The sequence below is a fragment of the Segatella hominis genome (genome assembly GCF_004535825.1).
Classification (GTDB): Bacteria; Bacteroidota; Bacteroidia; order Bacteroidales; family Bacteroidaceae; genus Prevotella; species Prevotella hominis.
In genome coordinates, this window is the sequence record NZ_SGVY01000023.1 from 1 (window position 1) to 25,569 (window position 25,569).

Consider the following 25,569-nt stretch of genomic DNA (forward strand, 5'->3'; position numbering starts at 1 on the left):
TAGGACTGTTTACCCGAATCATCGGGAAAATCAGCGCATTTACAGTCTTGCAATATATTAATTATGTAAACAACAGACCGGTTGGCAGGGTTAAGTATGCGCTAAATTAATTCCGCCAACGGGTTAAGTTTTAGGTTTTTAGTTAGGTAATAGATTGTTCTAGGTTTAGTTTTTTAAAAGGTAGTTTATTAAGATTGTAATTCAAGGACGACAGGTATTAGAAGAAAAGGTAAATAAAGATTGTTTATTCAAGGACGACAAATAGGTTAGGTTAGTTTTCATAAAGGTGAAAGTGCGTATTTTAGGAATATTGATTGAAGGTAATAATTATTTATGTTAATAAGAAATGGCGGTTCCTCAACATGGAGTCGCCATTTTCCGTGTATTTTGTTTTGATGTAAATCGATAAAAGAACAGATAATAACAAAAAATAGGAAAATAGAAATAGATATGCTATATAGTAAGAAAACAGAATATCTGATGGAGTCGATTCGTTCGGGTAGAGCGATGGTGCGTAGTGAGAAACTCAATCTGATTGTGGGATTGAGTATCCCATCTATGTTGGCACAGATTTCCACCGTCATGATGTTTTTTATTGATGCCTCTATGGTTGGTCATCTGGGTGCTGAAGCCTCTGCCAGTATCGGTCTGATAGAATCTACCACATGGTTGGTTGGCAGTTTGCTGAGTGCGGCTGCCACAGGATTCTCTGTGCAGGTAGCTCATTTTATCGGAGCCAATGATTTTGTGAAGGCGCGTCAGGTTTTCCGTCATGCCTTGATTTGCGGTTTGGCTTTCAGTGTGTTCCTTTCGCTCATAGGAGTGGGAATACATTCACATCTTCCATACTGGTTGGGCGGTGGTGCTGATATCGCTTCAGCATCTTCTGGTTATTTCCTGATATATTCCTTGGTGCTTCCCTTCGTGTATCTTTATCATACTTCCGAGATGATGCTCAAGTCGGCTGGTAATATGCATACGCCGAGCGTGATGGCTGTACTGGTGTGTATTTGTGATGTAATCTTCAATTATATTTTCATTTATATCTGCAAGCTCGGGGTAGTGGGTGCTGCTATGGGAACAGCCTTGGCATATATCTGTATTTCACTACCCAATCTATATCTGTCGGCTTGCAAGAACCGGATGCTTAATCTCCGTCAGGACCATGTGCGTTTTCATTGGGTAAAGGAATATGTGCAGAGAGCCTGCAAGATCAGCATCCCTATCGCCATACAGAATATTCTGATGAGTGGAGCACAGATTGTGAGTACCATGATTGTGGCGCCATTGGGCAACATAGCCATTGCTGCCCATTCTTTTGCGATTACAGCAGAAAGTCTTTGTTATATGCCTGGTTATGGTATCGGTGATGCTGCTACTACCCTGGTAGGACAGACTCATGGAGCGGGGCGCATAGACCTGTGCAAGAACTTTGCTTATATGACCGTTGGTCTTGGTATGTTGGTGATGGCATTGATGGGAGTCATCATGTATGTCTTTGCGCCAGAAATGATAGGAGTGCTTTCGCCTGTTGAGGCCATCCGCCAGTTGGGTACTACCTGTCTGCGTATCGAAGCATTTGCCGAACCGTTCTTTGCTGCGAGCATCGTGACCTATTGTGTCTGTGTGGGAGCAGGTGATACATTCAAGCCTGCTGCCATCAATCTCGGTACCATGTGGCTCGTGCGACTCACTCTTGCCTACGGCTTATCCAAGAGCTATGGGTTGGAAGGTGTGTGGATTGCGATGGCTACGGAACTTACTTTCCGTGGAGTTCTCTTCCTCATACGCCTTTTCCGCGGTTCTTGGATGAAGAGCTTTCAGGTGCGTGGATAACGGACTTCCGGTTCTTTGAGTTAGTGCATGATTTTCCAGGCAAAAGTGTGAAAATAGCGATAAAAGCGTGAAAATGAGGGGTAAAGAGTGAAAAAGCTACAAAATATTTGTTTTCTCCCTTTAATTATGTTATTTTTGCATTCTGAAAGCTACCCAAAGGCGTGGGGATTTCGTTTTATCATATAAATGTATATTCAGAAAATATCCATTTTCCTATAATATATGTGTATAGATTAAATAATAAAATGTAAGTAATAATTCTAACAACATTATAATAAAACATGAGATTAAAGCAGTTTTTTGTAGCGGCAGTGATGCTGCTGGCTACAGGCTCAATGGTGGCACAGCAGATGCCTCAGGTTCCTGTTGACAAGGACGTGAGAATCGGTCACCTTGACAACGGCCTTACCTACTACATTCGTCACAACAATTTCCCTGAGCATGTAGCTAGTTTCTACATTGCACAGAAGGTTGGTTCTATTAATGAGAACGACGACCAGCGTGGTTTGGCTCACCTCTTGGAGCACTTGGCTTTCAATGGTTCTGAGCATTTCCAGGGCAATAGCCTTCAGAACTATCTTCAGAGCATTGGTGTGGAGTATGGTAAGAATTTGAATGCTTACACAAGTATCGACAAGACCGTTTATTATTTTACCGACGTACCAACTACTCGTACTACAGCCGTAGATTCTTGTATGCTCATCCTCAAGGATTGGAGCAATGGTATCTCTCTTACCCAAGAGGCTATCGACAATGAGCGTGACGTTGTACACAATGAGTACCGTATGCGTATGGTAGGTCAGCAGCGTATCATGGAGCGTTCACTTCCTGCACTTTATCCTGGCAGCAAGTATGGTTATCGTATGCCAATCGGTCTGATGAGCATCATTGATGGTTGCGATCCTGAAACCCTCCGTGCTTACTATCGCAAATGGTATCGTCCAGACAACCAAGCTGTCATCGTTGTAGGTGATGTGGATGTTGATCACATTGAGGCACAGATCAAGAAGCTCTTCAGCGGCATCAAGGTTCCTGCTAATGCAGCAAAGGTGATCCCTGAGTTGGTTCCTGACAATGATACAGCTATCTATGTAGTTGACAAGGACAAGGAGCAGAACTACGATGTGGCTATGATCAGCATGAAGCACGATGCTACACCTGACTCTTTGAAGGGTAGTCTCAATTACTTCGCTACTTCTTATGTTCAGAGTGCAATTACCAGCATGCTTAGCTCTCGTTTGGGCGAAAAGTCATTGGAGGCTGACTGTCCATATCTCCAGGCTGGTTGTGATAATGGCAGCTACTTGGTTTCCCGCACAAAGGATGCTTTCAGTCTTACTGCAGTTGCCAAGCCTGGCAAGATGCTTGAGGCTTATGCAGCTGTTCTCCGTGAGGCTAAGCGTGCTAAGGACTTTGGTTTCACAGCTACTGAGTACGTTCGCTATAAAGAGGATTTCATGAGCGGTTTGGATAAGATGTATTCTAACCGTGATAAGATGAAGAATGAGCAGTTTACTTCTCAGTATGTAGATCATTTCATCTCTAATGAACCAATCCCTTCTGTTGAGGTTGAACATCAGATCTATAAGACCATGGTTCCAAGTATTCCTTTAGAGGCTATCAATGCTTATGCCAAGGAGTTGATTTGCGAGACTGATACCAATTTCGTAACACTTCTGATGATGCGCGATGCTGAGGGTGCTGTTTATCCAACCAAGCAGCAGTTGGCAGATGTCGTAAAGCAGGTGCGTGGTGAAAAGCTCGAAGCTTACGTAGATAATGTAAAGCAGGAACCATTGATGGCAGAGCTTCCTAAGGCTGGTAAGATCAAGAAGACTACAGAGAATAAGCTCTTCGGTTACAAGATGCTTACCCTCTCTAATGGTGCCAAGGTTGTGCTCAAGAAGACTGACTTCAAGAACGACGAGGTACAGTTTGCTGCTACTGCAAATGGTGGTACTTCTGTTTTCGGAACAAAGGATCTCAACGAGGTGAAGATGATGGGTGCCTTGATGAACTCAAGTGGTTTGCGTGGCTTTACCAATAATGACCTTGAGAAGGTATTGGCTGGTAAGATTGCTTCTTGCGGATTCAGTGTTTCAAAATACCGTCATGGTTTGGGTGGTGGCTCAACTCCAAAGGATTTGGAGACTTTGATGCAGCTCATCTATTTGAAACTCACCAATCTGACTAAGGACGAGAAGGCTGTCAACAACCTGATCAACAATCAGGTAACAGCACTCGCTAATCGTAGCAACAATCCTCAGGCTGTATTCCAGGATTCATTGACCAGCACGCTCTATCCTGGTAATCCAGTATTCCGCACAATGACAGTGGATGAGGTGAAGAGTGTAAACTACGACCGCGCACTTGAACTTGGTAAGCAGCTTTTCGGTAATGCGAAGGATTATACCTTCTTCTTTGTCGGCAACTTCGATGAGGCTAAGATTCTTCCTCTTATCGAGCAGTATATCGCTTCTTTGCCAAACAACGGAAAGAAGTTCAAGAACGTAGAGACATTGCCAGTGAAGGGTGAAGTTATCAACAAGTTCACCAAGGCAATGGAGAATCCACAGGATGTAGCTGTTGAGATCTGGTGCTCAGAGGCTCCTTATACATTGCGCAACTCAGTACTTGCTGATATTGCAGCTCGCGTTATCAATATGGATTACAACCGTAATATCCGTGAAAAGTTGAGCGCTGCTTATTATGCTGGTGCTGATGCTATGGAAAGTGTAAAACTTGATGGTAAGACCATGCGTGTAGGTGTTACTGGTAATGCAATGATGAACCCAGACAAGTCTAAGGATGCTATTCCTTACTTCTATTCTGGTTTGAAGGATGCGATGGAGCAGCCTAATCTGGATGACCTCCAGAAAGTGAAGGAAATCCTTCTGAAACAGGCTGATGTAAGCTGTAAGCAGAATGGCTACTGGATGGGTGTTATTTCTGAGTATCTGCTTCATGGTATTGATACTCATACCAACTACAAGAAGGAGGTAAGCTCTGTAGATGCAAAGGCAGTGAGCGATTTCCTCAAGAATGTAGTGATGAAGGATGGCAACCACGTAGAGGTTATCATGCATGCGACAAAGGCTGGTGAGGCTAAGTAACAAGAAAAAAGTCACATAAATATATAAAATCCCGATACAATTGTTGTTGTATCGGGATTTTTTTGTACCTTTGTCCACAAAATAGAGAGTTTAGTGAAAGATAAGTTTAATGTTTTAATTTAAAAGTAAATGAATTTCAAGAAGATGAATTTCAATTCGATGAAGCGAATTGTTTTGGCGCTTATGCTGATAAGTGTAAGCATGGTGAGTGTGCAGGCACAGCTTCTTTACAAGATTAGTAAAGATAGTACCGACCAGAAGCCTTCCTATATCATGGCTTCCAGCCGGCTCATGAATCCTATGGGTGTTGTTAGTCTGAGTGGTGAGTTGAAGGAAGCACTTACTAATACCGATCAGATGTATTTTGAGGTAAACAAGGCGGCTTATCGTGAGTCCATTAATGACGCTAAGAAACTGGCTGACGGCAAGACTCTTCTCAGTTTGCTTACTCCGGCTCAGCAGACAAAACTTAATGCTTTCCTCAAGAAATACATGGAGGTGGATTTCCGTAGTTCCTACGTGCAGAAAAAGTATGGTAACCTGACTCCTGCAGCTTTGATGGAAGACATGGAGCAGTTGCTTTTTGTGGCCAATCACATGGGTATGTATGATCCTACTCATACTTTCGACCAGTATTTTGAAGCACAGGCAAAGGCAAACAATGAGACTGTAGGCGGTTTAAGTGATGTTGATGCTTATATCAACGATACTTATAAGAGTGACCTGAAGCAGCAAGTGGCTCGCTTGGTAGAGTTTCTTGAGAATGAGCCTACAGAGTTGGCCAAGTTGAATAAAGCTGTAGGTGCTTTCAAGGCACAGGATGTAGATGCTGCAGCCAAGGCTACTGGCGCTCATGTTTCTCAACCAACTCTTGAGGCTTGGGCTGCAAAGGTGCAGACTGTGATGGCAGAGAAGCCAACCTTCTTTGTTGTTGATGCCGCCAATTTAGGTGGTGAGAATGGTCTTCTCCAGTTGCTCCGCAATGCCGGCTGCAAAGTAGAGAAATAATCAATAGTATAATCTAAAAATAAATAGGGTAAACCAAAAAAGTCCCGCTGTTAGGATGAAATTCCTTACAGCGGGACTTTTTTCGTGATGTCCTCGACTCTCTATCGAGCGGGGGATAAAGATCATAATCTTACAGCATAACCTTCTTCCAGATCAATGGAATTTACCACATACGAGTGTCTTCCATCTGGAAGAAAAACAAAGCTGCACACGAGAATCTCTCTTAAAAGATAATCTCTTTAATTTCTGCTTTTAGCCTTAGAGGCAAGAGCCTCGCGGCGATCACGAAGAATGCTCTGGCATCTGCTGATAGCCTGATTCTGATTCTCTTCGTTAACCTTTATTAAACAATCATTCATAACCTATTGTGTTTTGATAAACCTATTGTGATTTGAATACGTTGCAAAGATAGAGCATTCTGATAAAAGATGAAAGAAAATCCTATTAAAATGCATTACTTTTAGTCGATTTTTTGATTTACGTCAATTTTAAAGCCTTTTGTATTCCAATTTTCATGTTATATTCATACGATTCGTAGTATTTATAGGGATATTACTATGAGAAAATGGGGAAATCCTTCTGAAATTTCATTTTTTTTTGCGAACTTTGCAGTCGAAAATGGATTCTTCTTCTAAAAGAGATTGTTTTCTTCCAGAGATAATTCCATGCATAAATAGAGAGAAGGAAATGAAGAATTCCATAGGAATATAGGTATATATATAAAATAATAAAGGTATGAAAAAAGTAATTCTATTGACTGCTTTGGTGCTGGCTTGCACTACTGGCAGTATGGCAAATGAACTCAGCGAGTGCTCTCTTTCAGAGTTAATCAGTACTCCTGTTAAGAAAACTACAAAGAAGACAACAAAGAAGGCAACAAAGAAAACAACAAAGAAAACAACAAGCAAGAAGACAAGCTCAACTAAGTCTTCTGCTAAAACTTCTACTGCGGCAACCTCTGCCACCAGTACTTCTGCAACAACAAATACAGAAACAACAACTCCTACAACGGCAACTTCTGCAACTTCTACCTCAGCTGGTTCAGCAATAGCTGGTATCCTCGGTGGATTGCTTGGTGGAGGCACATCTGGTAGCACAGGCAGTACTGCAGGAACCATTATCAATGGAATTCTAAACAATGTAATCGGATCTGGTTCTTTCAGTAAAGAGAGTCTTTGTGCTCATACTTGGAAATACAGTAAGCCAGGTTGTGCTTTTACTTCAGAGAATCTGCTTGCCAAAGCAGGCGGTGAAATTGCAGCTAATAAGATAGAGGAGCAGTTGGAAGGTTATTACAAGAAAGCAGGTTTCTCCGGCTCAAACACTTACTTCAAGTTTAATACGGATGGAAGTTTTGAGTCAAAAATAGATGGCAAGTCATGGAAAGGTACTTATACTTTTGATGAGAAGACACATGCCATCACAATGAAGGGACTCCTGTTCAGCGTTTCCGGCTATGCCACACAAACAACCAATGGTGTCAGCCTTCTCTTTGAATCAAAGAAACTCCTTACCTTGGTTCAGACATTGACAGCTCTCAGCGGTAATTCTACACTTGGCACTATCGGCAATATCACCAAGAATTATGATGGTGTACGTGTAGGCTTTGAGATGAGTAAGTAATTTCTCATTTCATCTATTGAGATATTATATAGTAATGATTATATTGCTATTATTTATATAGCAGAAAAATCCCCTTAGAGATTGCCTGAATCAGGCTTTCGCTAAGGGGATTTTTTATCTCTTTCGCTTTAAAGTTTCCTTTTTACTTGATCTCAACTTTTAGCGGAGTTTTCAATGCTTCAAGATAATCCTTGATGCGAATCTGCCATTCTGTATAGCTGCGAACATCATATTTGCTCCATGCAGCTCCGAAGTAATAGCTGAACTTTTCTCCGTCCTTCAAGCCAGTCTTGATGCCTAACGCATGACCGGTAGCGCCGTCGTGCTTCTTATCGAAAAGCTGGTAGTAGGTATTGTCAATGCCATAAGGGAAGAGTACACCTACATATACCTGAGACTGGTTACCTTCCATATTGTCGGTAGGGTCTGCGTAACTTACGTAGTCTTTTGCGAAAGTTTTAGTCTCGGTATCTTCCTCATGGATTGGGAAACCTGTAGCAAAGTCGGTAGGGTGGGTGAGGCCATCATACCAGACAGTCATCTTGTTGAAGTTGCTGCCCTTGTCGAGAGAGATGATACGATGTTCTACTACGTTCTTCTGGTCGCCCACGGTAGAAGGATTGTAGGTCAGTTCAACGGTAAATCTGAGAGGACCATTGTCTAAGATCTTGTAATCCTTATAGCAGTAAGGTAATATCTGTTCGTTACCAATCATAAGACTTGGTGCACCGAGACCCAAGGTTGCACCTACGCGATATGGGTCGAGTCCGTTGCCCTGGTCGAGATGGAATGAGTTGCGGATATTAACTTCTTTTCCTTCTGCTTCTACTGCCTTGATCTGATCTTTGAGTTTGACAATTCTTGCAGGATTTTTCTCCGTCTTGAGTTGTTTTTCTATGGCTTTTTTCTTTGCATCCACTCTGCACATGTTTTCCCAGGCTTTCTGGTTCTTGATGTATCGGATATTTACCACCGTATCAGGCGTGTTCTTTACCCAAACATCAGTGCCGAATGAGCGCTCGCCAGAACGCTGTAATGCTGGTCCGTAAACACGGTAGGCGCATCGGTCGTTCTCCCAAGCCAGGTCGTCCTTTCTCATCTTATAGAGAGCGCCTGTTGTCCAAACTTTCTGAGGATATGGCTTCTCTATGCTGATATAAAAGGTAGCTGCGCTATGAGGGCGCACACTGGCGTCGATGAGCAACTTGCCATCGTGGGTAATCTGTGAACCGATTTGCTGTCCGCGGGTATTCTTTACCACATAAGCCTGTCCTTTGCCAGGAGTTGCATTTGATAGCTTGGCTTTCACATCGGCCATGCTTACTTCTACGAGTTCCATTCGCTGTGTAGCAGTTGTGTTGCTTACTACTACAGTTGCTTGCTGGGCATAGCTGTAGTTGGAACCGGCTATCGCCAAGAGCATCATGACACTCTTCATCATGTTGGTTTTTGTCATCATTGTTTCTGATTTGTTAGTTATTATTAATTTTGTTTTCTTACGTGTCGAACTTGCTTCGTTACGTACATTATTATATATAATACGAATGAATAGTTGCCGATACTGACAAAGTGACAATATTTTCTGTTGCCAATATTTCTTCTGGATTATTCCTCGATAAGGGAAACTTCCATACTGATATCCTCTTTCGGACGATCACCTCTGAGCGTCTCGCAATTCTGGATTTTTTCCACGACGTCGAGACCTTCTTCTACTTCGCCGAATACAGTATATTGGTTGTCAAGGAAAGGAGTACCGCCCATCTCGGTGTAGGTTTTCACCTGCTCATCGGTAAATTTAGGGTAACCTTCCTCCTTGCAGCGTTTCTTGGTTTCATCCACCAGCTGATCCTGCAATTCCATCAATCCCTGGCGGTCGCGGTTGCGACGGAAGTTCATGATCTCATCGTGGTGTTCTTTAGCAAGCTGGTTGAATATGTTTTGTTCCATCTGCATGTCCATCTGTTTCTCCATCTGCTTGAGTTCATTCATCTTGTAGGTTTTTCCCCATACGATATAGAACTGGCTTCCGCTGCTTTCGCGCTTAGGATTTACCTCATCTCCCAATCTTGCAGCGCTCAGTGCACCACGCTTATGGAAAAGTTGAGGATAAACAAATTCTGCAGGAATCGTGTAGTCAGGACCACCTGTTCCTAACATTTTGCCCTTAGGAGCATTCTTACTCTCCGGATCACCGCCCTGAATCATGAAATCCTTGATGACACGATGGAAGAGAGTGCCGTCGAAATATCCCTCTTTAGCCAACTTGATAAAGTTGTCGCGATGTTGAGGAGTCTCATCATAAAGGCGAACTTTGATATCGCCTTCAGAAGTCTTAATCAATACTTTTGCCATAATATTTAATTATCAGTATAGTTCTTTAATTTGGTCTTTATAACCTTCAGTCCTTCAAGTTCTTTAGCCCTTCAGTCCTTTAGTCTTCAGCCCTTCAGCCTTCAGTTATTCAGCCCTTTTTTTACCTTTTTACTTTTTTACCTTTTTACCTTTCATAATATTCCTTCCATTCTTTCATGGCTTCCTTCCAGTCGGTTTGCTCTCCGCTTGCAACAGCTTCCTTCTGTTTTTCAGCCTCGTCGCGGGCCTTGTCACGGGCACGCTTAGCTTTCATCGCCTCGATAGTAGCATCATCAAGAATCTGGATGGCGCCACGCTTGATGGCAGCCTGAAGTTCCTCTTCGCCGAAAGCCTTGCCCGGTTCGTTGAAGTCGGATATATTAAATTCGTAATCTACACGAAGGTCATGGCGAATCTGCTTCTGCTGGAGTCTGTTACCAGCGTTTTTCAATCGGAGCAATTTGCCGATTTCCTTGATTTCTCCTGCGGAGTATTTGTTTCTTCCCATTAAAAAACTGATGTTATAATAATCTTATGAATAATTCTCTGCAAAATTACAGATAATCCTTGATAATGCCAAGTAATTATCTGGAAAAATGCGCTTATGGCATACGAAATCTGCCATCTTGTCATTTCTTTTATGCTCTTTTCTGACATTTCTCGCTCTTTTGTCAGTTGTGCCCCTTCTGTCTTTTCCTTGGCACACGCTTTGTTAACTATGTTTGCGTGACCGTTGGGGAGAGTTCCTGATAGATGCATATCTTCGGCAGACTTTCCGGAAACAGCGTTCACATGATAAACATTATTAATAACGATAAAAATAAAAAAAGATATAATCATGGGAAAAGTAATTGGAATTGACTTGGGTACCACAAACAGTTGTGTTGCCGTTTTCGAAGGTAGCGAACCAGTTGTAATCGCTAATAGTGAAGGTAAGCGTACTACTCCATCAGTAGTAGGTTTCGTTAAGGATGGTGATCGCAAGGTAGGTGATCCTGCTAAGCGTCAGGCCATCACAAACCCTAAGAACACTGTATATTCTATCAAGCGTTTCATGGGTGAGACATACGCTCAGAGCCAGAAAGAGGCTGAGGCAATGCCTTACACAGTAGTAAACGAGGGTGGTTATCCACGTGTTGAAATCGAGGGTCGCAAATATACTCCACAGGAGATTTCTGCAATGGTTCTTCAGAAGATGAAGAAGACCGCTGAGGATTATCTCGGACAGGAGGTTACAGATGCAGTTATTACAGTTCCTGCTTACTTCTCTGACTCACAGCGTCAGGCTACTAAGGAGGCTGGTCAGATTGCAGGTTTGAACGTTCAGCGTATTGTCAATGAGCCTACAGCTGCTGCTTTGGCTTATGGTGTTGACAAGGCTAACAAGGATATGAAGATCGCCGTATTCGACTTGGGTGGTGGTACATTCGATATCTCTATCTTGGAGTTCGGTGGCGGTGTATTCGAGGTACTTTCTACCAATGGTGATACTCACCTCGGTGGTGATGACTTCGACCAGGTAATCATCAACTGGTTGGCTGATGGCTTCAAGGCTGAGGAAGGCGTAGATCTCCGCAAGGACCCTATGGCTATGCAGCGTTTGAAAGAAGCTGCTGAGAAGGCTAAGATTGAGTTGTCAAGCTCTACAGCTACAGAAATCAACTTGCCTTACATCACAGCCGTTGACGGTATGCCTAAGCACTTGGTAAAGAGTTTGACTCGTGCACAGTTCGAGCAGTTGGCTCACAACTTGATTCAGGCTTGTCTCGTACCTTGCCAGAATGCTATTCGTGATGCTAAGCTCTCTACATCAGATATCGACGAGGTTATCTTGGTTGGTGGTTCAAGCCGTATTCCAGCCGTTCAGACACTCGTTAAGAACTACTTCGGCAAGGAGCCTTCTAAGGGTGTAAACCCTGATGAGGTTGTTGCAGTTGGTGCAGCTATTCAGGGTGCCATCTTGAATAAGGAAGAGGGTGTTGGCGACATCGTATTGCTCGATGTTACTCCATTGACTCTCGGTATCGAGACTATGGGTGGTGTGATGACTAAGCTCATCGATGCTAATACAACTATCCCTTGCAAGAAGAGCGAGGTGTTCTCTACTGCAGCTGATAACCAGACAGAGGTTACCATCCACGTATTGCAGGGTGAGCGTCCAATGGCAGCTCAGAACAAGAGTATCGGTCAGTTCAACTTGACAGGTATTGCTCCAGCTCGTCGTGGTGTTCCTCAGATTGAGGTTACTTTCGATATCGATGCCAACGGTATCTTGAACGTATCAGCTAAGGATAAGGCTACCGGTAAGGAGCAGAGCATCCGCATCGAGGCTTCATCTGGCTTGAGCGAGGATGAGATTAACCGCATGAAGGCTGAGGCTGAGCAGAACGCTGCTGCTGATAAGGCTGAGCGCGAGAAGATTGACAAGATGAATCAGGCAGACTCTATGATCTTCACCACCGAGAACTTCCTGAAGGATAACGGTGATAAGATTCCAGCTGACAAGAAGCCAGGTGTCGAGCAGGCATTGCAGCAGTTGAAGGATGCTCACAAGGCTGGTGATGTTGCTGCCATCGATACTGCCATCAACAACTTGAACACCGTAATGCAGGCTGCTTCTCAGCAGATGTATCAGGGTGGTCAGCAGGCTGGTCCTGGTGCACAGGGTGCTCAGGGCGGTCAGCAGGCACAGGGCGGCAATGGTGGCGCTCAGGATGTTCAGGACGCTGACTTCGAGGAGGTTAAGTAATATCTCCTGTCGACGAGGAGCCTCTCATTGATGCTCCTCTCTCTCAAAAGAGAGTTGTTAAGTTAATATATAATTAAAGCACACAACTGAAAAGGAAACGATTCGGTTGTGTGCTTTTTTGGTATTGAGAAAGAAGGACTATTTCTAAATATGCAGCCACTTGGCGTTGCAATATTCCTTTTTCGTCTCTAAGAGACCTTATCTTGTTTCCTAATAATATATCTTTTGCATTTTAAGTTCAACTAAATCGGTCAGTTTTTGACGGTGTTCGCTATAATTGGTTGTTTTCGCTATAAATTCTGTTGAATTACGACGATTTTGAAACTATTTCGACGAATTTTCGACGGAAGTATGTGATTTTCGTCGAATTTCGACGGTTTTTCACAGAAGAAACCAATTCCGTCCATCGGTTTTTATCAGTTTTTCCATTTTCATGGCTTTTAGTAAATCTCCGAGCATACGAAGTCTTTGTTCTTCCGTCTTGTTTTGCGGAAGAACATCCTTCAGATATTCGTATATACTATCTCGCTTGGCACCTTCATCTCCTGCATTGCTGAGATATTGTAGAACCATTTGACGCAACTTCTAAGAATGTTTTCCGTAGTATCGGTAGGAGTTTCCGTAGTATCGGTAGGAGTTTCCGTAGTATCGGTAGGAGTTTCCGTAGTATCAGCAGGAGTTTTCGTAGTAGCAGCAGGAGTTTTCGTAGTGTCTTTTATGTTTTTTCCAGCTTAATGCAAGTTTCAATCCGGTCAGGATTACTCTTTTCTTTAACTGTTGGTATGCTCCAACCATTATCGCGAATTCAACAAGCAAGTGCAAAATTTCGAAATGCTTTTGTAAAAGTACCCCTTTGTTGTTGAAAAATAATTATCTTTTTGTAAATTAGCTTATTTTTGGTTAACAATATTGAAATACATCTTACAAACCTTGAAGTTTAAGCTTGAAGCATACAGTTGTATGTTGACATTGTCTTATATTATATACAATAAACTATTATACATTTGTATGCAAATTATGGAAGATAAAGAATATTTGAAGATGTTCGCTCAAAGAGTTAGAACACTTCGCGAAGAGCAAGGCATCTCTCAGGAAAAACTTGCAGAGAGGGCAGAACTCCATCGTACTTATATAGGTATGGTGGAACGTCTTGAGCGCAACCCTTCGCTCGTTTGCATTTATAAAATTGCAAATGGTTTAGGAGTTCATATAACAGAACTATTTCAATAATTTCAAATTATAACATTCTTATGAAGAAGTTCAAGATTTCAAACGATGAAGTTGCTGGATTATCTAATGCTCCCCAGTACAAATTTCCTAAATATGTAACGCAGGTAATTAACTTGGTGAATAGTAACGCAGGTGGTACACGTCCTAAGGTTGTTGGTCAAATGTCAGAGCTCATTAAAGAGTTTGATGGAAAATCTATCGATGAGTGGATTGAATGGTACACCGAACGTTATCCGAATGCCGTTAATGATGCTACGGATAAGATTTGGAATATGTATGAAACAATGAAAGTAGCTTTCAATGCTATAACAAAAGATATGGTTGAGAACTGGGTCAAGGATCTTGTCTATGGTAAAACCTATTGTGGACTCAGATTTCAAACAGCAATTATTTCTGCTATTGCTTCTCAAATGGGAAAGGAGTGGAGAGAGGCAAATCCTGACGAGGAAGCACAGGGAATTGATGGTTTTATAGGAGACAAACCCCTCCAAATTAAATCATCTACCTACAAACTTGAGGCACATTTGTTAGAATCTATAGAAGTGCTAATTGTGTATTATGACAAGAAGAAGGATGGAATAAACATAGAGTATAACCCAGCAGATTTTTGATTATTATGGTAAGACATAAGCGTATTAATGAACCAGACATTCGATATGATGGTCAAAATCTTTTTCAATTAAATGCTACTCCAGATTTACCTAAATATACGTCTGGTTTTATTAATGATGTTAATGGGTGGGCAGGAGGTACAAAACCTGAAAATGTAGGTCAGGTTTCTGAACTCATCAAACGATTTAGGGAAGAACACCCCCAAGGAACACTTGAGGATTGGAAAACATTTCACCATACATTGACTGATATTCAAGTTCTGAAAGGTAGAGGAAATACTAAAAGATTTGAAAACGTTCATATGAATGGTATCGAACAGGGGGTGCATGATATTATGGCGAAGATGGACGAGGTCAAGAATAATATAAATCAACTGACTGAAAAAAAAGTTCAATCTTGGCTTGAAAATTTGGTTTATGAAAAAACTTATTGTGGTCTTGAAGCTCAAAAGTTAATATTGAAGACAATAGCAGAAAATCATCATTTTGATTGGATTTTGGGATCAATTGAAGATGAAAGGCAAGGTATTGATGGGTATATAATTGATCCTAATGGTCCTAAGTTTTATCCTTTACAGATTAAAAGTTCGTCTTATGGGAATAAACACAAACAAGAACATTTTGTTTGCCCTATTGTAACATATGATTTGTTAGAGGAAGGAATAAATTTTAATATGCCAGCTAATGCTCTTACTGATCCTCCTGAGTCAGAAGATTGGACTACTATAAAGTTAAGAACTTCAATTAGATATTTTCATCATAAGCCTAAAGCATAGCCTAATTGTTATAAAGAATAGAGGGTTTTCAAATCCTCTATTCTATTTCATTCAAATCCACAATTCTTGCTTTAAACGTATTATATCCTTCGTTAATCTTTAGATCCTTACGAAGTTCAATCTCTTTTGAATTATCAAATTGTAGCACTACGTAATATGAAGCATGCTCAGGAGAGAAACCGATTTCTTTGAGATTTTCTTTTGTCCATATTTTGAAGCAACCTTTATTTCTAAGTTTGAATAAATGTGGATCCTTTCCGTTTGTATGAAGTAATACATATTGCATTCGTTCAAATCCTGGAGTCACAAGGACGGAGCCTTTAGAATCGCCAGCACGTAGATAACAAATTCCCTTTTCTATCATCTGCTTTTTTAGAGATGTACGAGCATGGTTGATTAGAACTGTTGGTGCAGAATTGTTTGATAATGTATTAACGTCAGTCTTGTCTTTTATCTGGGTTAGCACATTTTGATCTATTTCAAACTTCGACCCATAAGTCTGTTCTTTTACATTAACTAGCTTATCCATTTTGTGAACATCAACAAATCGGTATGCCAACATATCAATAGCTTTATGGTAGTCAAAAAAGGATGTGTCTTCTTTAAACGAAAAAATATCTTGCTTGTTTATGTCACCATCTATAACTTTCTCCTTATAGAAAGCACGAAAATCCTTATTAAGTTCATATCCTACAGAGTTGCGTCCAAGATTTCTTGCAGCCAATGCTGTTGTACCGCTCCCCATGAAAGGATCACAGATAGTATCCCCAACAAATGAAAACATCTTTATCAGTCGTTTAGGAAGTTCTTCTGGGAATACTGCAATATGACGATTCTGTTTGGCACCACAGAAAGTCCAATGCGAAGAGAAATATTCGTCCCATTCCTCCTTTGTCAAAACTGAGGATTCCTTTGCTTCCTTTGAAGGAGTTGGAGCCTTTCCTAATTTCTTGAATAACAGAATGTGTTCAAAATCAATTTTGACAATACCTCCTCGTGGATAAGGATAACTGCCCATAACTTGTTGACCTCCTGTTGTATGCATAGATGTTGGCTTTTGCCATATGATACTGCCCATATAGTCAAAACCTATCAATTCGCAGAAATGAATGATCTCGGAATGTATAGGTATGACTTTGTATCGACCATAATAAAAAGATCTGGCAAACTGATCTCCAATGTTGATACACATGCGACAACCAGAAGTTAGAATTCTATGACACTCTTTCCAAACAAGATTGAGATTGTTGATATATGTTTCATAAGTATCATTGAAACCAATCTGTTTTTCTGTACCATAGTCCTTCAATTGCCAATAGGGAGGTGATGTAATAATCAATTGAACAGATTCATCTTGAATCTGTGACATGTTTCGACTATCACCGTTTATGAGAATATGATTGGTCGTCATTTTATTTTGTTGTAGCAAATAAGTTTTCTTTGAATGGCATAGCTGAAAGATCCGAATGATCTTCTAATTCGACAACGTATTCTCCTGACTCTTTTCGAGTTATTGAAGTTAAATAATTAAGTTCAATTTCGGTCTCTTGTTTAGTCATTACCTTGTAGTTTAGAGTGCTGTTGAAATACTTTACCTTTTTGCCAGATATTTCTCTTTCTTCTACAAATAGTTTATGCGCATCAAAACGTTTCTTGATAGAGCTATTACAGAGATCAATATCAAGACTTTCAATGCCTTCTCTTATAATAGTTTCAAAATTTGCATCAATGTCATAGCCGCAAGAATTTCTTCCAGTTAAGATTGCAGCTTGCATCGTTGTGCCTGTTCCAAGAAATGGATCAAGAACAATATCGCCCTTCTGTGAAAACATATTAATTAACCTAAACGGTATCTCAAAAGGATAGGCAGCACTTCGCTCTCGTGTATTCAACTTCTGAAGATTCTGTTTTGTTCCCTTTACTTCCCAAACGTCAGAAAACCAAACATTGCGTTCTTCCCAAAAAAATGAACTTTTCATGCGTCCAAGTTTTGCATCTGCAGTTTTGTAGGTGCGTTTCTCTCCCTTACGGAAAATAAGAATCCATTCATGTTCGAGAGTAACGTATGCGCCACAGGGCAACATGCCACTTCCCATGAACTTATTTGGTGCATTTGTTTGCTTCCTCCATATTATATTAGGCAAACCGATAAAACCAAGTTCGATACAAGCTTTAGCAATTCGACTATGATTGTTATAAAGTGAGAATTTTCCATTTATAGTTCTAGTTGCATCACCAATATTTATGCACAGAAAACCTCCTGGCTTGATAACACGGAAGCATTCTTTCCATACCATATCAAGTTCTTGATGCATTAACTCAAATGCCTTCTCTGGTTCCGATTCTATATACTTCTTTATTTGTGGATTCTGGTCAGACATAATCTCATCCCACATCTCAATCATAGGATATGGTGGAGATGTAACAACCAAATCTATGGTGCAATCATTAATCTGCTTCATGTGTTGTGAAGCTCCAATATAAAGTGTATGATTCGTAGTCATCGAAAATGTTTTTTCAATTATTTGTCAATATTTAATTCCTGTACTGGGACTTAGAGAGTATTGGCTGTTGTGAAAAGTGCTTCCAAATTTGGTTGATTGGTATTGTTTCACTTACATACGGTGTGCTAATCTTTACCAAGATTAGCTGCCGCCTGCGCCATTGGTAACTAAAATCCTTTTCTGCAAGAATGATTTTATTTTAATATAGCTATTTGAATTTATTAAGCTGTCATTGATTAATGTCTATAATTGAAGACCATGGCAGCTTTCTGGTTGCATTTGAAGTCAAAAATGTTAAAGAAAAACTATGAAGAAACGAAAAAGAGGATGTACCATGGACTAATGACACATCCACTTTTCAAAAATCTTATTTCTCGTTTTTTGCAGCAAGGGCTTCACGAACCTTTGCCTCGATTTCCTCAGCCAATTCTGGATTGTCCTTCAATAAAGCCTTGGCAGCATCGCGACCCTGACCCAATTTAGAACCATCATAGCTGAACCAGCTACCACTCTTCTGGATGATGTTGTGCTCTACGCCCAAATCAATAATCTCGCCAATCTTGCTGATACCCTCACCAAAGGTAATCTCAAACTCAGCCTTGCGGAAAGGAGGAGCAACCTTGTTCTTCACCACCTTCACACGTACCAGATTGCCAAGAACATTTTCACCATCCTTGATGGCAGAAGCCTTGCGGATATCCAGACGTACAGAAGCATAGAATTTCAAGGCATTACCACCGGTAGTCGTCTCTGGGTTGCCAAACATGATACCAATCTTATCACGCAACTGGTTGATGAATATACAGGTGGTGTTTGTCTTGCTGATGGTAGAGGTGAGCTTGCGGAGAGCCTGGCTCATCAGACGAGCCTGAAGACCTACCACGTTGTCACCCATGTCACCCTCGATTTCCTTCTTTGGAGTCAGCGCTGCTACAGAGTCAATCACCAGAATGTCGATGGCAGAAGAACTGATCAGCTGGTCTGCAATCTGTAAAGCCTGCTCACCATTGTCTGGCTGTGAAATCCACAGATTGTCCACATCTACACCCAATTTGGCTGCGTAGAAACGGTCGAATGCGTGCTCAGCATCGATGAAAGCAGCGATACCGCCAGCTTTCTGTGCCTCTGCGATGGCATGAATGGCCAGAGTAGTCTTACCAGAAGATTCCGGACCATAGATTTCTATGATTCGTCCCTTAGGATAACCACCTACGCCAAGCGCATTGTCAAGTGCGATACTGCCGGTAGGAATCACCTCTATATTCTCGATTTGTTCATCACCCAATTTCATGATAGAGCCTTTGCCGAAGTCCTTTTCGATCTTCGCCATGGCAGCTTGAAGGGCCTTCAGTTTACCTTCATTAGGATTTAAAGTACCCTCCTTTATTTCTTCCTTTTTCGCCATTGTAATAATAGTTTTAAACTGTTATATTTTATATTTGTTTGAGGTTGCAATTAGTCGATTTCCAAATCACCATCAAATACCTCGTGCCAAGGCAAACCTTGCTTGTTGAGTTGCTCCATGAATGGATCCGGGTCGAATTCCTCTACGTTCCATACACCTGGCTTCTTCCAGATGCCCTTGAGGAACATCATGGCACCAATCATAGCTGGTACACCAGTAGTATAGCTTACGCCCTGCATGCCAGTCTCGTTGTATGCCTCCTGGTGCTTGCAGTTGTTGTAAACATAGTATGTGCGCTCCTTACCATCCTTCTTGCCACGGATACGGCAACCGATAGAGGTCTCGCCGTCATAGTTCTCACCGAGATCCTGTGGGTTAGGCAATACGGCTTTCAGGAACTGCAATGGAACGATCTTCACCTTGGCAGTCTTGCCAGAGCCATCAGCCAATGGAGCCTCGTATTCAATCTCGTCGATACGACTCATGCCGAGGTTCTGAATGCAGTCGAGATAGGTGAGATACTGCTGACCGAAAGTCATCCAGAAGCGTGCCTCCTTGATGGTAGGGTAGTTCTTTACCAGACTCTCCAACTCCTCGTGGTGCATCAGATAACTCTCGCGAGGACCGATGTTAGGGTAGGTGAGAGGTTTGTGGATAGACAGAGGGTCTGTTTCAATCCATTCACCATTCTTATACCAGAGTCCCTTCTGGGTAATCTCGCGGATGTTGATTTCAGGGTTGAAGTTGGTAGCGAAAGCCTTGTGGTGGTTACCAGCGTTGCAGTCCACGATGTCGAGCACCTCAATCTCATCGAAGTGATGCTTGGCAGCGTATGCGGTGAAGATACCGGAAACGCCTGGGTCGAAACCGCAACCGAGGATAGCGCAAAGACCAGCCTTCTCAAACTTGTCCTTGTATGCCCACTGCCATGAGTACTCGAAGTGAGCCTCGTCCTTAGGTTCGTAATTGGCAGTGTCCATGTAGTTGCAACCGCAAGCCAAACAAGCATCCATGATCGTAAGATCCTGATAAGGCAAAGCGAGGTTGATGACAAGCTCAGGCTTGTAGCTATTGAAGAGAGCCTTCAACTGCTCAACGTCGTCGGCATCCACCTCAGCCGTCTGAATATCCATCTTGTAACCCTTGGCGTGGATATCCTTTACCAACTTATCGCATTTTTCCTTGCGACGGCTAGCAATCATAAACTCGGTGAAAACGTCCTGGTTCTGGACGATTTTGAAGGCAGCCACGGTAGCAACGCCACCTGCGCCAATCATAAGTACTCTACTCATTTATATTTTATATATTTTAATGTTTATCGTCTGTTATTTATTTTATTTCATTGGCAGAGATGCCCAAGGCACTCATCAGTGAATATCCGAGAATCTCCTGTCGGAAATTGCCGCCAGGCATTGGTTGCATGGCGAAGAGCGTGATGCGCTTGTCGTCATCCTCTACCTTTCTCAATATCTCTCGCAGGCGGTCGTAGGCATCTCCATCTTCCGAGTTGGGAATGATCATGACGCGCTTTACCTCCTTGGCATTGCAAACCGTGCGGGCAACATCCACGAGGAAATCATCCTTGCCCACCATCTTTTCCTCTGTAGGATAAGAAGATATGATAAACTCGCCCAACTTGTTGTCCTTGAAAGCCTGTGCGTTCAGATCTTTCTCATAATTGGAAGGGCGGAAGTTTTTCATTGCCATAGACTGCTTGTCGTGGATAAGCACTACTTGGGTTTCGTGCTCACCCTCTCTGAGACCGCCGTCAAGGGCAATACAGACTGCCCATTGAGCCATGTCGGCCGGTTGGATGCGACGGTTGATCATACGCTCGAAATTGACAGTCAGGTCGAAAGCCACTCTGTCAATGTAGTCAGCGTCAGCGATGATAACATTCTCGCTCCATTTTATATTGTTTGTATCTAATGAATTCATAGGTGCAAAAATACGATTTTTTTTCGTAACTTACCCCATTTTATGGATAAAATAATAAAAATGATATATTTTTTTCTTTTCTATGATGCAGATGCACTCTTTCCTCATGTGTGGATTTCCCTCTTTTCATGCGATGCATTTAGCCAAATAATGTCCTGCGAGGACTGCTAAAAGTCCCAAAGCCAGACTTCCGAAGAGATAGAGCATCATATAGGTATAACTTCCATCCTTCATCAGTCCGTAACCTTCGTTCATGAAGGTAGAGAAGGTGGTAAAACCTCCGCAAAAGCCTGTAGTGAGGAGCATTTTGACGGATGGGGATAAAAGACCTCCTCCATTCCAGTTCAATCCTGATAAAAAACCGATGATGAGGCATCCCAATACATTTACCGTCATCGTTCCGAAGGGGAATGCGATGAATGTATATGATTGCACCATCTTGGAAATCCAAAATCTCATGCCGCCTCCGAAGAAGCTGCCGATACTGACCAGTAATAATTCTTTCATTTCTATATTTTTGTGATTGCTGCATGGACAAGTTAGCAGAGCCTTTTCTGCCGGTGTCCGATTACTTATTGCAGTGCAAAATTACAAGTTTTATTTCTCTTAGGCAAAAGATTTCTGGAAAAAATAAAATAGCATGCTTAATTTTTCCTCTTCCTTTTTCTTTTAATGGATATAAGGAGCAGGAAAGTTATCCCGGGATTGCTTTTCCTGGATAAAGGTTAGAATAAATAAAGAATTGTTGAACATTTTAAAATAATAGGAGAAAAAGTTATGAAACGAGTATTCAATCTTTTGGTCGTGGATGAGAGTGGCAGTATGAGCATTATCAAGCGTCATGCTTTGGTAGGAATCAATGAGACGCTGACTACGATTCAGAAAATGCAGGAGACGCATAAGAATCTGGAGCAGCGAGTTACGCTCATCACTTTTGACAGCACGCATACCAATGTGTTCTATGATAACGTGCGTGCCTCTAATGCCAATCCTTTGAAGGCAAAGGATTATAATCCTTGTGGTGCCACTCCTCTTTACGATGCCATCGGAATGGGTATCGCCAAGATCAACGCCTTGACCACTGAGGATGACAGTGTGTTGGTAACTATTATCACGGATGGTGAGGAGAACTGCAGCGAGGAGTACAGTCTGAAGATGATCAAGAATCTTATCGAGAAATTGAAGAAGCAGAACTGGACTTTTACCTTCATCGGTACCGATGACCTTGATGTGGAGAATATCGCTATGGATATGGGTATTGACAATCATCTCCAGTTCTCGGAAGATGAGGCTGGCACCAAGAAGATGTTTGCAAGAGAGAATAGGGCGAGAGAGCGCTATGTCAAGTGCTGTGCGATGGATTGCAAGATGGAAGCGGGCAGTTACTTTGAGGAGGAATAAAGAAAAAAAGAAGAAGTTGACGAAAAAATGAATGGTAAATGCTGATTATTCAGAAAGTTTTTGTACTTTTGCAATCAGAATGATTTCTCGCAAGAGTTTGACTTCTGTTTTTTTGATGGTTAAATTAGCGTTTGCTATTCGGTCATGCACATTGGAACGTAGGAAACTTCAATAAAAAGCAGGAATACCGACAGATAGTAAGCGTCCGCTATAGCGTGGGCGTTACTTGTCGTTTTCCTCAGCTTTTCCTACGGCTGCAATGTGGACAAGTTTCGTCCACGTGTTTTGTATCCGTAGGTGATGTAGAGAACGATGGCTTCGCAATTATAATCTATCGGATTCACTAATTTAATAACATTAAAAGCTTAGCTATCGGCATAACGGGCACAACTTATGAAAAAGTTACATTTTTCTTTAATGGCGATTCTTTTTGCCTTGTTTTCAATGGTGTCTTTCACCGCTTGTTCATCTGATGATGACGATGCTCCATCACAAGATGATATCAAGACTAATTGTATAGGAATGTGGCAGACGACTCACATTTCTGGCTGGGATTATGATGATACAGATGATGAGAATCTTATTAAGGTTGATCAGGATGTTCCTGAAGGGGAAGCTGATAGAATCCTTTTCAAGGGTGATGGAACCTACAAATGGTATGAGAATGTTGATGGTAACTGGCAATCATCTGACTATACTTGCAAATATGAGGTTTCTGGCAATAAAATCATTCTGTATGACGACAGAGGTGATATGGATATAACTTATACTGTTGTTTCCTTCAAAAATGATACTGTTGTATTGGAGGTTACCTTAGATGAAGGACCTCAGTATAAGCAGAGAATTACCTGCAAGCGAGTAAACTAAATTATATAAGAATTTAAAAAGGCAGCATGATTTCACGTGCTGCTTTTTTAGTTTTATATCAATCCTCTTTTCTCGAATTCTTCAATTATGGCTAATTCTCTTTTCCTGGATCTTTCCAAGTTGCTTTTCTCTTTTGAAACTGTGTTCTGGCGCAGAGAGTTGATCTGTGCCAACTTCTGCTCCCGCGAGTAAGGATGCAATAACATGTATTGTTCCCCCTTTAACGCAGCCAAGCTGCTCTGACGGTGAAAATCGTTTATATAAGATTTTTCCAGTACTGAATTGTTCTGCATAATCAGCTAATTTTGCTAGACTTTTTTATTTTTCCATTCTTCTTTGACTAATTCAGCTAAATATCCATCGCTTCTGCAATGCATATCAGCAATGCCTTCGTTCATCATCTTATAAATAGAAGAAGCATAAAAGAAATCTAGAGCATCTTCCAATGTAATGCCTGTGTGCGCTGCAAAGATGGGTACTATGCGAGCATATTTCATTTGAAGTATTGTCTTGTTTGCTTCCATAAAAGATCTCCTTATATGATTTCGTCTGACTTGACAAAGTGCAGATGCTTGTTTAATATTTCTTGATTTAAAATACAGATCTGATGATTGGGATGGATGAATTTTAAGCGTCCAAGCGCTTCTTCTTTGCTGATATTACCCGAAAAATAAAGATCTACAGTATTAAATACTTTATCATCGGCAATGCCACCAGTAACCATATCATACTTACTTGATTGTTTTCCAAGTCGGCATAAAGCAACAAAATCTAACCACTCTTCATTGTAATCAATAAAGTTCTTTATCTTATATTCTCTGTCTAAGTTTTCATCTAAGATGTATTGGTTAAGATACGCTTTATCACCTTGAAAGAGGAATCGTTGGGCATACTTTTTCGCCTGTTCGACAAGAGAGGTTAGATAGAATCCTTTGCCGAAATCCAACAAATCACGAGAATGGTAAACATCTGGTAATTCTATGATGAATTTTGATGCGTGATAAACTTTCATTTCAATGCTCCTCGTTTCTTTAACAAGTTAATCAAATCGTCTATGATGTACTCCTTGCTGAAAGTATGGAGCACATCATAACAGGGTATCATATAGCCATTTAAGATATCTGTTGACCGTAACATCTTATATACCTTACTGGCACTCATGTTCAATCGGTCGGCTAAGTTGCCAACGCAATAGGTTACGAAATCCAATTGATATTCTTGCATAATCTTATTTTTTTTATATGTATGGGGCAAAGTTAAGACTTTTCTTCGTTAACACCAAATTATTCTTGCTTTATTTGGGATTTTTCTGCAAATTGTTTCCATATATCTTTCATGTCATCCGGCAGATAGCTCAAAGCCTTCTCTTTCATTTCTTGCGGAATACCGAAGCGGGCTTCGGCGATGGAGCCGACGATGGCTCCGATGGTATCGCTATCGCCGCCATGAGATATAGCAAGGCGGATGGCATCCTCGAAAGATGAGGCTTGCGAGAGGAGATAGAAGGATAAGGGCACGGCATCCATACAGGTCTCATCGAACTTGCCCTTTGGATAAACTCGTGTGTCGAAATCCTCGTAATAGCTGCGGGCGATGGACATGAACCCCTGTATTGTTTCATTTTCATCCTTAGAAGCCTTAGCATTCTCATTTTTCAATCCCTTCGTTTCCTCATTCTCAGAATCCTTAGATTCTTCTGAGAATCTGCTCTTGCGGAAATGCCAGATGGCATGAGCCACGGCTTGGGCTCCCTTGATTCCTTCGGGATGGTTATGGGTAGGAAGAGCCGTTTTCTCTGCTTCTTCCAACACCTGCGACAGGTCATCGAAGAGCCAAGCTACTGGTGATACTCGCATTGCAGAACCGTTGCCAAAGCTATTATATGGCTGCGGATTAAGAGAGCAAATCCACCTTGCGAATCTACCGCCATACGCTCCTTTTGGAGAAGGATAGCGGCGGCACCAATCCAACAGACTTTCCTGATAGTTTCGCCCGTTTAATATCGCATCGGCAATCGCTACCGTACAAATGGTATCATCGGTGAAGTCGCATCCCTCGCCGAACATCTCGAAATCATAATCAAACGTATTGTTGAACTCATATTTTGAGCCAGCAATATCACCAATCATTGCTCCTAACATTATCTTATGTCTTAA

The 25,569-nt window shown here is 41.6% G+C and carries 24 protein-coding genes and 2 pseudogenes; 11 read left to right on the forward strand and 15 right to left on the reverse strand.

Features of this window, described 5'->3' with window-relative positions; translation table 11 throughout:
• From EXN75_RS09460 to EXN75_RS09480, 5 genes and pseudogenes are all read left to right on the forward strand, one after another.
• Positions 1 to 110 (forward strand): annotated as a pseudogene (locus EXN75_RS09460) (IS982 family transposase); the annotation flags it as partial.
• Positions 111 to 450: 340 nt separating this feature from the next.
• On the forward strand, positions 451 to 1,836 hold the full coding sequence (locus EXN75_RS09465) for an MATE family efflux transporter (RefSeq protein ID WP_118117188.1): 1,386 nt from the start codon (positions 451 to 453) through the stop codon (positions 1,834 to 1,836).
• 281 nt (positions 1,837 to 2,117) lie between these two features.
• On the forward strand, positions 2,118 to 4,949 hold the full coding sequence (locus EXN75_RS09470) for a M16 family metallopeptidase (protein ID WP_134843619.1): 2,832 nt from the start codon (positions 2,118 to 2,120) through the stop codon (positions 4,947 to 4,949).
• Positions 4,950 to 5,078: 129 nt separating this feature from the next.
• Positions 5,079 to 5,957 (forward strand): TraB/GumN family protein, encoded by an 879-nt coding sequence (locus EXN75_RS09475; RefSeq protein ID WP_246031347.1) that lies wholly within the window; start codon positions 5,079 to 5,081, stop codon positions 5,955 to 5,957.
• 735 nt (positions 5,958 to 6,692) lie between these two features.
• Positions 6,693 to 7,580 carry a DUF4923 family protein gene (locus tag EXN75_RS09480; protein ID WP_246031348.1) on the forward strand — a complete coding sequence of 296 codons (888 nt, stop codon included), beginning with the start codon at positions 6,693 to 6,695 and terminating at the stop codon, positions 7,578 to 7,580.
• A gap of 142 nt (positions 7,581 to 7,722) precedes the next feature.
• On the opposite strand, the gene EXN75_RS09485 is transcribed toward EXN75_RS09480, so the two are convergent.
• The 4 genes from EXN75_RS09485 to EXN75_RS09500 all read right to left on the reverse strand — a co-directional run bounded on the left by EXN75_RS09485 (position 7,723) and on the right by EXN75_RS09500 (position 10,772).
• Positions 7,723 to 9,039: a DUF4861 domain-containing protein gene (locus EXN75_RS09485; protein ID WP_134843620.1), complete on the reverse strand. Its 1,317-nt coding sequence runs from the start codon at positions 9,037 to 9,039 to the stop codon at positions 7,723 to 7,725.
• A gap of 146 nt (positions 9,040 to 9,185) precedes the next feature.
• Complete coding sequence (locus tag EXN75_RS09490; protein WP_408005946.1) at positions 9,186 to 9,932, reverse strand: peptidylprolyl isomerase; 747 nt, start codon at positions 9,930 to 9,932, stop codon at positions 9,186 to 9,188.
• A gap of 145 nt (positions 9,933 to 10,077) precedes the next feature.
• Positions 10,078 to 10,440, reverse strand: a complete 363-nt coding sequence (locus EXN75_RS09495) for a hypothetical protein (protein ID WP_022110110.1) — start codon at positions 10,438 to 10,440, stop codon at positions 10,078 to 10,080.
• Positions 10,440 to 10,772 (reverse strand): hypothetical protein, encoded by a 333-nt coding sequence (locus EXN75_RS09500; protein WP_118117193.1) that lies wholly within the window; start codon positions 10,770 to 10,772, stop codon positions 10,440 to 10,442. The genes EXN75_RS09495 and EXN75_RS09500 overlap by 1 nt, the downstream gene beginning before the upstream one ends.
• Here EXN75_RS09500 and dnaK point away from each other — a divergent pair.
• Positions 10,771 to 12,681 carry a molecular chaperone DnaK gene (gene dnaK / locus EXN75_RS09505; RefSeq protein ID WP_134843622.1) on the forward strand — a complete coding sequence of 637 codons (1,911 nt, stop codon included), beginning with the start codon at positions 10,771 to 10,773 and terminating at the stop codon, positions 12,679 to 12,681. The genes EXN75_RS09500 and dnaK overlap by 2 nt on opposite strands.
• A 381-nt stretch (positions 12,682 to 13,062) precedes the next feature.
• Here the strand turns inward: dnaK and EXN75_RS09515 are convergent.
• Positions 13,063 to 13,266 (reverse strand): annotated as a pseudogene (locus EXN75_RS09515) (RNA-binding domain-containing protein); the annotation flags it as partial.
• Between the two features lie 432 nt (positions 13,267 to 13,698).
• Here EXN75_RS09515 and EXN75_RS09520 point away from each other — a divergent pair.
• The 3 genes from EXN75_RS09520 to EXN75_RS09530 are packed head-to-tail and all read left to right on the forward strand — an operon-like array spanning position 13,699 to position 15,298.
• A complete protein-coding gene (locus EXN75_RS09520; RefSeq protein WP_408005947.1) occupies positions 13,699 to 13,911 on the forward strand; it encodes a helix-turn-helix domain-containing protein in 213 nt (70 codons plus the stop codon).
• A gap of 20 nt (positions 13,912 to 13,931) precedes the next feature.
• Positions 13,932 to 14,522: an MjaI family restriction endonuclease gene (locus EXN75_RS09525; RefSeq protein WP_134843625.1), complete on the forward strand. Its 591-nt coding sequence runs from the start codon at positions 13,932 to 13,934 to the stop codon at positions 14,520 to 14,522.
• Positions 14,523 to 14,527: 5 nt separating this feature from the next.
• Entirely contained in the window at positions 14,528 to 15,298 is a 771-nt protein-coding gene (locus EXN75_RS09530) for an MjaI family restriction endonuclease (protein WP_134843626.1), read from the forward strand.
• A gap of 37 nt (positions 15,299 to 15,335) precedes the next feature.
• On the opposite strand, the gene EXN75_RS09535 is transcribed toward EXN75_RS09530, so the two are convergent.
• The 6 genes from EXN75_RS09535 to crcB form a co-directional block, all read right to left on the reverse strand.
• Positions 15,336 to 16,667 carry a DNA-methyltransferase gene (locus tag EXN75_RS09535; protein WP_223176156.1) on the reverse strand — a complete coding sequence of 444 codons (1,332 nt, stop codon included), beginning with the start codon at positions 16,665 to 16,667 and terminating at the stop codon, positions 15,336 to 15,338.
• A gap of 43 nt (positions 16,668 to 16,710) precedes the next feature.
• The gene (locus EXN75_RS09540) at positions 16,711 to 17,760 is read right to left on the reverse strand and encodes a DNA methyltransferase (RefSeq protein WP_134843628.1); all 1,050 of its coding nucleotides are present in this window, start codon (positions 17,758 to 17,760) and stop codon (positions 16,711 to 16,713) included.
• Positions 17,761 to 18,169: 409 nt separating this feature from the next.
• Positions 18,170 to 19,207, reverse strand: a complete 1,038-nt coding sequence (gene recA, locus EXN75_RS09545; RefSeq protein ID WP_118117195.1) for a recombinase RecA — start codon at positions 19,205 to 19,207, stop codon at positions 18,170 to 18,172.
• 50 nt (positions 19,208 to 19,257) lie between these two features.
• Positions 19,258 to 20,499 carry a saccharopine dehydrogenase family protein gene (locus tag EXN75_RS09550; protein ID WP_118117196.1) on the reverse strand — a complete coding sequence of 414 codons (1,242 nt, stop codon included), beginning with the start codon at positions 20,497 to 20,499 and terminating at the stop codon, positions 19,258 to 19,260.
• Positions 20,500 to 20,536: 37 nt separating this feature from the next.
• Positions 20,537 to 21,145, reverse strand: a complete 609-nt coding sequence (locus tag EXN75_RS09555) for a DUF6621 family protein (RefSeq protein ID WP_134843629.1) — start codon at positions 21,143 to 21,145, stop codon at positions 20,537 to 20,539.
• Between the two features lie 126 nt (positions 21,146 to 21,271).
• Positions 21,272 to 21,652 carry a fluoride efflux transporter CrcB gene (gene crcB, locus EXN75_RS09560; protein ID WP_134843630.1) on the reverse strand — a complete coding sequence of 127 codons (381 nt, stop codon included), beginning with the start codon at positions 21,650 to 21,652 and terminating at the stop codon, positions 21,272 to 21,274.
• A gap of 270 nt (positions 21,653 to 21,922) precedes the next feature.
• Here crcB and EXN75_RS09570 point away from each other — a divergent pair, with 270 nt between their 5' ends.
• Positions 21,923 to 22,546, forward strand: coding sequence for a vWA domain-containing protein (locus EXN75_RS09570; protein WP_134843632.1), 624 nt, complete (start codon positions 21,923 to 21,925; stop codon positions 22,544 to 22,546).
• Positions 22,547 to 22,939: 393 nt separating this feature from the next.
• Positions 22,940 to 23,413, forward strand: a complete 474-nt coding sequence (locus EXN75_RS09575; RefSeq protein ID WP_134843633.1) for a lipocalin family protein — start codon at positions 22,940 to 22,942, stop codon at positions 23,411 to 23,413.
• Positions 23,414 to 23,721: 308 nt separating this feature from the next.
• Here the strand turns inward: EXN75_RS09575 and EXN75_RS09585 are convergent, their stop codons facing one another.
• Genes EXN75_RS09585 through EXN75_RS09600 form a run of 4 tightly spaced genes read right to left on the reverse strand, consistent with a single transcriptional unit; the run spans position 23,722 to position 25,554 of the window.
• Positions 23,722 to 23,937: a hypothetical protein gene (locus EXN75_RS09585; protein ID WP_022110805.1), complete on the reverse strand. Its 216-nt coding sequence runs from the start codon at positions 23,935 to 23,937 to the stop codon at positions 23,722 to 23,724.
• Between the two features lie 11 nt (positions 23,938 to 23,948).
• On the reverse strand, positions 23,949 to 24,425 hold the full coding sequence (locus EXN75_RS09590) for a DUF3990 domain-containing protein (RefSeq protein WP_118117201.1): 477 nt from the start codon (positions 24,423 to 24,425) through the stop codon (positions 23,949 to 23,951).
• A complete protein-coding gene (locus EXN75_RS09595; protein ID WP_118117202.1) occupies positions 24,422 to 24,637 on the reverse strand; it encodes a DUF3791 domain-containing protein in 216 nt (71 codons plus the stop codon). The genes EXN75_RS09590 and EXN75_RS09595 overlap by 4 nt, the downstream gene beginning before the upstream one ends.
• Positions 24,638 to 24,696: 59 nt before the next feature.
• On the reverse strand, positions 24,697 to 25,554 hold the full coding sequence (locus EXN75_RS09600) for an ADP-ribosylglycohydrolase family protein (protein ID WP_134843634.1): 858 nt from the start codon (positions 25,552 to 25,554) through the stop codon (positions 24,697 to 24,699).
• Positions 25,555 to 25,569 lie beyond the last annotated feature (15 nt).

What these genes read in the sequence shown, in the direction of transcription:
- EXN75_RS09465 (WP_118117188.1), top strand. Translation starts at nt 451, where the DNA reads ATGCTATATAGTAAGAAAACAGAATATCTGATGGAGTCGATTCGTTCG.
- EXN75_RS09470 (WP_134843619.1), top strand. Translation starts at nt 2,118, where the DNA reads ATGAGATTAAAGCAGTTTTTTGTAGCGGCAGTGATGCTGCTGGCTACA.
- EXN75_RS09475 (WP_246031347.1), top strand. Translation starts at nt 5,079, where the DNA reads ATGAATTTCAAGAAGATGAATTTCAATTCGATGAAGCGAATTGTTTTG.
- EXN75_RS09480 (WP_246031348.1), top strand. Translation starts at nt 6,693, where the DNA reads ATGAAAAAAGTAATTCTATTGACTGCTTTGGTGCTGGCTTGCACTACT.
- EXN75_RS09485 (WP_134843620.1), bottom strand. Translation starts at nt 9,039, where the DNA reads ATGATGACAAAAACCAACATGATGAAGAGTGTCATGATGCTCTTGGCG.
- EXN75_RS09490 (WP_408005946.1), bottom strand. Translation starts at nt 9,932, where the DNA reads ATGGCAAAAGTATTGATTAAGACTTCTGAAGGCGATATCAAAGTTCGC.
- EXN75_RS09495 (WP_022110110.1), bottom strand. Translation starts at nt 10,440, where the DNA reads ATGGGAAGAAACAAATACTCCGCAGGAGAAATCAAGGAAATCGGCAAA.
- dnaK (WP_134843622.1), top strand. Translation starts at nt 10,771, where the DNA reads ATGGGAAAAGTAATTGGAATTGACTTGGGTACCACAAACAGTTGTGTT.
- EXN75_RS09500 (WP_118117193.1), bottom strand. Translation starts at nt 10,772, where the DNA reads ATGATTATATCTTTTTTTATTTTTATCGTTATTAATAATGTTTATCAT.
- EXN75_RS09520 (WP_408005947.1), top strand. Translation starts at nt 13,699, where the DNA reads ATGGAAGATAAAGAATATTTGAAGATGTTCGCTCAAAGAGTTAGAACA.
- EXN75_RS09525 (WP_134843625.1), top strand. Translation starts at nt 13,932, where the DNA reads ATGAAGAAGTTCAAGATTTCAAACGATGAAGTTGCTGGATTATCTAAT.
- EXN75_RS09530 (WP_134843626.1), top strand. Translation starts at nt 14,528, where the DNA reads ATGGTAAGACATAAGCGTATTAATGAACCAGACATTCGATATGATGGT.
- EXN75_RS09535 (WP_223176156.1), bottom strand. Translation starts at nt 16,667, where the DNA reads ATGTCACAGATTCAAGATGAATCTGTTCAATTGATTATTACATCACCT.
- EXN75_RS09540 (WP_134843628.1), bottom strand. Translation starts at nt 17,760, where the DNA reads ATGAAGCAGATTAATGATTGCACCATAGATTTGGTTGTTACATCTCCA.
- recA (WP_118117195.1), bottom strand. Translation starts at nt 19,207, where the DNA reads ATGGCGAAAAAGGAAGAAATAAAGGAGGGTACTTTAAATCCTAATGAA.
- EXN75_RS09550 (WP_118117196.1), bottom strand. Translation starts at nt 20,499, where the DNA reads ATGAGTAGAGTACTTATGATTGGCGCAGGTGGCGTTGCTACCGTGGCT.
- EXN75_RS09555 (WP_134843629.1), bottom strand. Translation starts at nt 21,145, where the DNA reads ATGAATTCATTAGATACAAACAATATAAAATGGAGCGAGAATGTTATC.
- crcB (WP_134843630.1), bottom strand. Translation starts at nt 21,652, where the DNA reads ATGAAAGAATTATTACTGGTCAGTATCGGCAGCTTCTTCGGAGGCGGC.
- EXN75_RS09570 (WP_134843632.1), top strand. Translation starts at nt 21,923, where the DNA reads ATGAAACGAGTATTCAATCTTTTGGTCGTGGATGAGAGTGGCAGTATG.
- EXN75_RS09575 (WP_134843633.1), top strand. Translation starts at nt 22,940, where the DNA reads ATGAAAAAGTTACATTTTTCTTTAATGGCGATTCTTTTTGCCTTGTTT.
- EXN75_RS09585 (WP_022110805.1), bottom strand. Translation starts at nt 23,937, where the DNA reads ATGGAAGCAAACAAGACAATACTTCAAATGAAATATGCTCGCATAGTA.
- EXN75_RS09590 (WP_118117201.1), bottom strand. Translation starts at nt 24,425, where the DNA reads ATGAAAGTTTATCACGCATCAAAATTCATCATAGAATTACCAGATGTT.
- EXN75_RS09595 (WP_118117202.1), bottom strand. Translation starts at nt 24,637, where the DNA reads ATGCAAGAATATCAATTGGATTTCGTAACCTATTGCGTTGGCAACTTA.
- EXN75_RS09600 (WP_134843634.1), bottom strand. Translation starts at nt 25,554, where the DNA reads ATGTTAGGAGCAATGATTGGTGATATTGCTGGCTCAAAATATGAGTTC.